This window comes from Clostridium frigidicarnis (genome assembly GCF_900111985.1).
GTDB lineage: Bacteria > Bacillota > Clostridia > Clostridiales > Clostridiaceae > Clostridium_Z > Clostridium_Z frigidicarnis.
On sequence record NZ_FOKI01000006.1, the window covers coordinates 190,575 to 197,165 of the forward strand.

Genomic DNA, 6,591 nt, shown 5'->3' on the forward strand with positions numbered 1-6,591 from the left:
ATCTTAGTATGTTTCCAATTAAATTTACTATAACTTAATTTGATTTAGTAGTATATTTATAATATAATTTATTAGTCGAATTTTATTTAGTAAAGGGTGATTAAATGAACTTTAAACCACAAATTAATACACGATTAAACACAATAGACAAGAACCTTGTCATTAGGGGTAGCCTATTTGTATTAACATTTTTATCTATAATCTTTAAATGTGCTCTATACTTAGGGTTCACGCTTAACGAAAATGTATATAAATTAAACTTCTCTATTGGCTATGACAAAGCATCCTATTTCTTTAAATATTATGGTGCTTTTATATTATGCTTTATGTGTCTATACTTCCTATTTAAAAATAAAGGAAAACTTAGATATTTAATAGGTGTTAACATATTTACTACAGGATTAATATTAAATGATCTTTGGTATTTTAGAGGTTTTAGAACTGTTCCTTCACTTACAATAGTTAAGCAGACAGCTAACCTTGATAATTTATCAGATTCTATTTTTTCTATGGTATCTATAGTAGATGTAATTTTTATAATAGATATACTTATTTTCTTAGTACTTTATTTTAAAATAAGAAATTTTTATACTGAAGGAAAAAGAAAACCGCTTTTCTTTTTATTAGCTTTAATTATAGGGGTAGGTTACATAGCATATCCTCCATTTGTTACAAATGTATTAAAAAAAGATCATCCCAAAAGCTATATATATGGAATGTATGATCCAAATGATACTGTAACTTATTTTTCACCTATAGGATATCATGTATTTAATGCTTACCAAGTTTATAAAGATTCTAAACCATACGAATTAACTGGTGCTGAAGAAAAAGAGATTACAGAATGGTTTGATTTTAAGAAAGAAAATCTTCCTGACAATGAATATAAAGGAATGTTTAAAGATAAAAATGTTATCTTAATACAATGGGAGTCCTTAGAAAGTTTTGTAATAAACCAAAAAGTTAATGGACAAGAAATAACTCCAAACTTAAATAAGCTTCTTTCAAAGAGTCTTTATTTTCCTCACGTAAAAGAACAGGTTAATGAAGGTACAAGCTCTGATTCGGATTTAATGATTAATACTTCTATATTCCCATTAAGACAAGGAAGTACTTTCTTTAGCCATCCTGATACTACTTATAATTCACTACCAAAGCAGTTAGAAAGTAAAGGATACTCTACTATAGGTATCCATCCTGATAAAGGACCTTTCTGGAACTGGATGGAAGGCTTAAAAGGTATAGGATTCCAGAACCTTGTTGACTATTATAGTTTTAATTCTGATGAAATTATTGGACTTGGAATAAGTGATGATTCTTATCTTCAACAAATAGTTCCAATGTTAAAAGATCAAAAAGATCCATTCTATTCTTTTATGGTAACTTTAACAAGTCATGGACCATTTGATTTACCAAAAGAATATAGAGAGTTAGATTTACCAAAAGAACTAGATGAAAATCATTTAGGTGGATATTTCCAAAGTCTTCATTATACTGATAAGGCTTTAGGTAAATTCATGGATTCTTTAGACGAAGAAGGACTTCTTGATAATTCTGTTGTGGTAATTGAGGGTGACCATACTGGTGTTCACAAATACTACAATGATAAAATTCAGAATTTATCTACCCAAGAAGATTGGTGGACAGAAGTAACTTGGGATGTGCCTTTTATAGTTTATGATAAAAATGCTCAAAGCAGTAAACAATTTGATATAACAGGTGGACAAACTGACATAATGCCTACTTTATTATATCTTTTAGGATTTGATAGGAGTGAATTTGAAGATACTACAATGGGTAAAGTCCTTGTTAATACAAATAAAGATTATGCTGTTCTTACTAATCGGACTGTCGTTGGAAACGCAACTGAAGAAGAAAAAGAACATGCAATTAAAGGCTTAGATTTAGCTGATAAAATTATAAAAAGTAATTACTTTAAAAATTATTATAAAAAATAAAAAAAATCTATTATCTAGCATTAATTTTGCTAGATAATAGATTTTTTATTGTTCTAATTCTTTTCCTAAATGTTTACTAGTTTCTTCCCACCTAGATACATATGAACCTGTTGCCCATTCAGACATAATAACTTTTTCATTATTATTTAGTGGTATTTTTAAATTTGCTTCATCCTTTAATTCATTGTTCTCTATTGAATATAACTCTATATATTTATCAGTAATAATTATAAGCATTTTGTTATTAGGTGATGTATATGCATCTGTTGCATTAGGGAACTTAGTTTTTATATAACTCCATGGAATGTATAAATCATCATAATTAAGCATTACTTTAGGTGGAAAACCATTAATATCAAAACTTCCAAGCCCATTTTCTGTTTTAATACCACCTTTTAATCTCCAGTTTCCATTTTTTCTTTCTACTGCAAAACAACTGTCATCTACAACTACCTTATCTTTATCTATGCCATTATTTCTTTTTAAAAATGCTTCAACTGATTCTGAAAATTGCTTTTTACCATTTTCTCCATCTATAAATGATAATCTAATCCCCTCACCAATAAATGTATTATCTACAGGAACTACCTCGTAATACATTCCCATAGGAGAATGATTTTTATCATACTTAGTGACACTTGTAGAAATATAATTATTTCCAACAAATAATATATTTCTTTCTATATTATTTTCATCTGATGGAATCTTCATAGGTGTTGTTGTATTAGCTGATAATTGTTTTGATATAATTACATCCTTTGTTACTTCTTTTTCTTCTAATCTTCTTACATCAACACTATAAAATCCATTTAATCTTGGTACTAATATACTATTTATTTCATACATCTTCCCAAAAACATTATCATTCTGAGATATCCAAATAGTTCTATACACATTTACGCCTTGCTCATTTAAATGCTTTAGTCCTAATAGCACTCCAGATTCTTTTAAAGTTGTACTAGGCTTTACATCCTCCATTGAAAATTTTTTCTCATTATTACTCTTCTTTTCCTCTACCGCTATATCATTTGGTATACTATTTGAAATTCTATTTAAAATATAAAATCCATCATTAAAACATATAGCAATTTTGTTTTCTTCTATTTTCAAAAGTTCATAAAAAACCTTATCTTCACATGAAATTTGTATTACTTCTACTGATTTTATATTTTCAAAGTACTCAATATTTTTTATTTTATATTTATTAAGTATATGCTCTTGCAAGTCGACATATTTTATTTTATATTCTGGGTGGCTAACCGTTTCATTATTAAAACTAGCTATATTTTCTCCAAAATAAGCATTTTCCACATAACTAATAGAGGTTTTTGAATTATTATCCTCTGCCGGTATAAATGTTTCAACTTCCCAAGTTCCCATAATTTCCACCTTAGATTCTTTTGGAGGAGATATTTCATAGACATTGAAATGTTTCACATCTATACACCCTGAAAGAAATATAGATATTATAATTGTCATAGCTATTGGTAATATACATTTCCTCATAATGTTATTTTGCTCCTATAATTTTTAGTATGGCAGTAAGATAGTTATTGTAGTTCCTTTATTAACCTTACTACTTATAATGAATTCACCATTGTGAAGTTTTATTATTTCATCACAAATAGATAATCCTATACCATTTTTAGATTTACTACTTTTTCCTTTATAAAATTTCTCTTTAACTTTTGGTAAGTCTTCCTCACTTATCCCGCATCCAGTATCTATTACCTCTATAACAAGATTATCTTTAAATGGATATGTATAAATATCCACCGATCCACCCTTTTCTGTAAATTTAAAAGCATTATCTACTATATTTATTAAAACTTGCTTTAATCTGTTTCCATCTAATTCTATATCCTTTATATTATCTTCCAATTTTAAATTAAGACTAATTTCCTCTCTCTCAGACCTTGGGTTCATATAACTTTTGATATAATACATAAATTCTTTTACATTTACTAATTTTTTATTAAGTACTATTTTCCCTGATACAAATTTAGAAAAATCTAAAAGTTCTTCAACCATTTCACTTAGTCTATCACATTCTTTTTCTATTATATTAAGTCCATCATGCACCATGCTTTTATCAATCTCATCATATTGAAGTGTTATGGCCCATCCTTTTATTGATGTTAATGGTGTTCTAAGCTCATGCGATACATTTGATATAAAATCATTTTTTAATTGTTCCTTTTTTAGTAATTCGCTTGCCATATAATTTAATGTATCTGAAAGCTTTCCTATTTCATCATCATGTTGTTTTATACTTTTAGCTTTAAAGTCTCCTTTTGCCATCTTCTCTGCTATTAAAGTTACTTCTTTTATAGGATTTATTATACTATTAGCTAAAAATACACTTACAATACTTGCTGCTATCATTACAAATAAACCTATGACTAAAAAAACCATTGATATACTATAGATAGATTTATTTACTTCTTCTAAAGACGTTATGAATCTTATTACTCCCACTATCTGATTTTTAGATTTTAAAGGATAAGATACAGCCATTACCTTTGAAAACTTATAGTTTAAAATACCCTCGCTATTTTTATCCTTATTTTCATTAGGTATAGAGCCTCTCCATACCCCTTTATTTCCAAGTAGTGCCTTCTTAACATCTTCACTTAGTTCATTAGAATAATTACTGGCAATAGAATCCATCATAAGTCTTCCATTACTATCCCATATCTGTACTTCTGCATTTGTCTCCTTCCAAAATACATCTATATCTCCTAATATATTATCTTCTAAAGACTCATTTGAAAAATATCTACTATATAATTCGGATGATATCATTATTTGATTTGTTAATAAGTCTTCTACATTTTTATAATGATACTGTCTTATAAAATTTATAAGTAATACCTCTAAAAGTGCTATACTCACCAAAACTATTAACAAGAAATTTTTAACAACATTTCTCTTTATACCTTTAGCAAATTTCCGTTTTACCATTATTCGACTCTCCATCTATATCCCGTTCCCCAAACAGTTTCTATATATTTAGGGCTTGAAGAGTTGTCTTCTATTTTAGCTCTTAATCTTCTAATATTTACATCTACGATTTTAGGATCTCCCACAAAATCATATCCCCATATTAAATTCAAAAGTTCATCTCTACTAAAAGCTTTTCCTGGATTTTCAATAAACATTCTAAAAAGCATATATTCTTTAGGTGTTACATCTATTTGATCAGAATTTTTGAAAAGCTTTTGGGAATAAAGATCTAATTTAAATGGTCCTGATTGTATCAAATCCTTATTTATAGGTTCTGTCTCTTCCATTCTTCTTGATATTGCTTTCACTCTAAGTATTAATTCTGATGGGTTAAATGGCTTTACTAAATAGTCATCTGCTCCGAACTCAAGACCCATTATTTTGTCCATATCTTGTCCTTTAGCTGTAAGCATAATTATTCCCATATTAGTAAATGACTTTCTTAATTCCTGACAAACTTGAAAACCATCTATTCCAGGTAGCATTACATCTAATATTGCAAATTTAGGTTTTTCCAAATATGCTAATCTTAAACCATCTTCTCCATTGTCAGCTTCTACAACCTCAAATCCTTGTCTTTGAAAATTTATTTTTAAAAACCCTCTTATACTACCTTCATCTTCTACTAAAAGAACCTTATCCATGTGTATCCTCCTTAAGTCTATATTAATAAATAAATAGTGTTAAATCTATATCACTATATTATAATGATTAAACTTAACACTTATTATTTATATTTTCAATAAGATTATTTTTACTTTATTGTTTTAAATTCATATCCTTCACTTTGTAACCATTCTATAACTTGAGGTAAAGCTTCTGCTGTAGTTCCTTTTCCATAAGTGTCATGCATAAGTATTACTGCCTTTTCTTGTCCTGTTACAGTTTTTTTAACTCTTTCTACAAGTTCTTGTGGAGTTCTTTTCTTTCCTTCAGCATCCCCACTTAATGCATTCCAATCTATACTATCCATATCTAATTCAGAAAGCTTTGCATCAAGAGCTGGTAAACTTGGATCTTTGTAATGTTTTCTTGACATATACCCACCAGGCATTCTTATTACTCTAGTGTTAAAGTCATCACCTAATATCTTCTTTATACTAGCATTAGTTTGGTTAATTTCTTGAAAAAAAGATTCTATATTAACACTGTTTCCTGGATATATTTTCTTATAATCATGTGTATAGCTATGATTTCCTATAGCATGTCCCTCATCATATATCCTATTTACTAAATCTTTATGTTTTTCATTATCAACTGCATTACCAACTAAAAAGAAAGTAGCCTTTACATTATATTGCTTCAAAGTATCTAAAATCTTAGGAGTTACTGTTGTTGAAGGACCATCATCAAATGTCAAGAAAACCATTTTCTTACCATCTTTTTCTGCTTGTCCATCAAGCATTTTTCTTACATCATGAACATCTACAGCATATTGTAATCCATCTTTATTCATATTAGAATTTTTAAGTAATTCCTTTTCTGCTTCTATTTTTTGCTCTTCTTTTAATTTCTCATCTTCTTCCTTTGAGGCTTGTACCGTTACATTTTCTTTATTCTTATCTCTATTTAAAAAACTTTGAGTAACTAATATTCCCCCTAACCCTATAACTAAAACCGAAACAAG

Annotated in this window: 5 protein-coding genes; 1 reads left to right on the forward strand and 4 read right to left on the reverse strand. The window is 28.1% G+C overall.

Annotated elements, in window-relative coordinates:
• The first annotated feature begins 104 nt into the window (after window positions 1-104).
• Window positions 105-1,958 (forward strand): LTA synthase family protein, encoded by a 1,854-nt coding sequence (locus BM119_RS05575; protein ID WP_090039624.1) that lies wholly within the window; start codon window positions 105-107, stop codon window positions 1,956-1,958.
• A 45-nt stretch (window positions 1,959-2,003) separates the two neighbouring features.
• On the opposite strand, the gene BM119_RS05580 is transcribed toward BM119_RS05575, so the two are convergent.
• The 4 genes from BM119_RS05580 to BM119_RS05595 all read right to left on the reverse strand — a co-directional run.
• Entirely contained in the window at window positions 2,004-3,464 is a 1,461-nt protein-coding gene (locus tag BM119_RS05580) for a hypothetical protein (protein ID WP_090039626.1), read from the reverse strand.
• Window positions 3,465-3,488: 24 nt separating this feature from the next.
• The gene (locus BM119_RS05585; protein WP_090039628.1) at window positions 3,489-4,922 is read right to left on the reverse strand and encodes a sensor histidine kinase; all 1,434 of its coding nucleotides are present in this window, start codon (window positions 4,920-4,922) and stop codon (window positions 3,489-3,491) included.
• Window positions 4,922-5,608 carry a response regulator transcription factor gene (locus BM119_RS05590; RefSeq protein ID WP_090039630.1) on the reverse strand — a complete coding sequence of 229 codons (687 nt, stop codon included), beginning with the start codon at window positions 5,606-5,608 and terminating at the stop codon, window positions 4,922-4,924. The genes BM119_RS05585 and BM119_RS05590 overlap by 1 nt, the downstream gene beginning before the upstream one ends.
• Window positions 5,609-5,718: 110 nt before the next feature.
• On the reverse strand, window positions 5,719-6,591 hold an 873-nt coding region (locus BM119_RS05595), incomplete at its 5' end, for a polysaccharide deacetylase family protein (protein WP_090039632.1).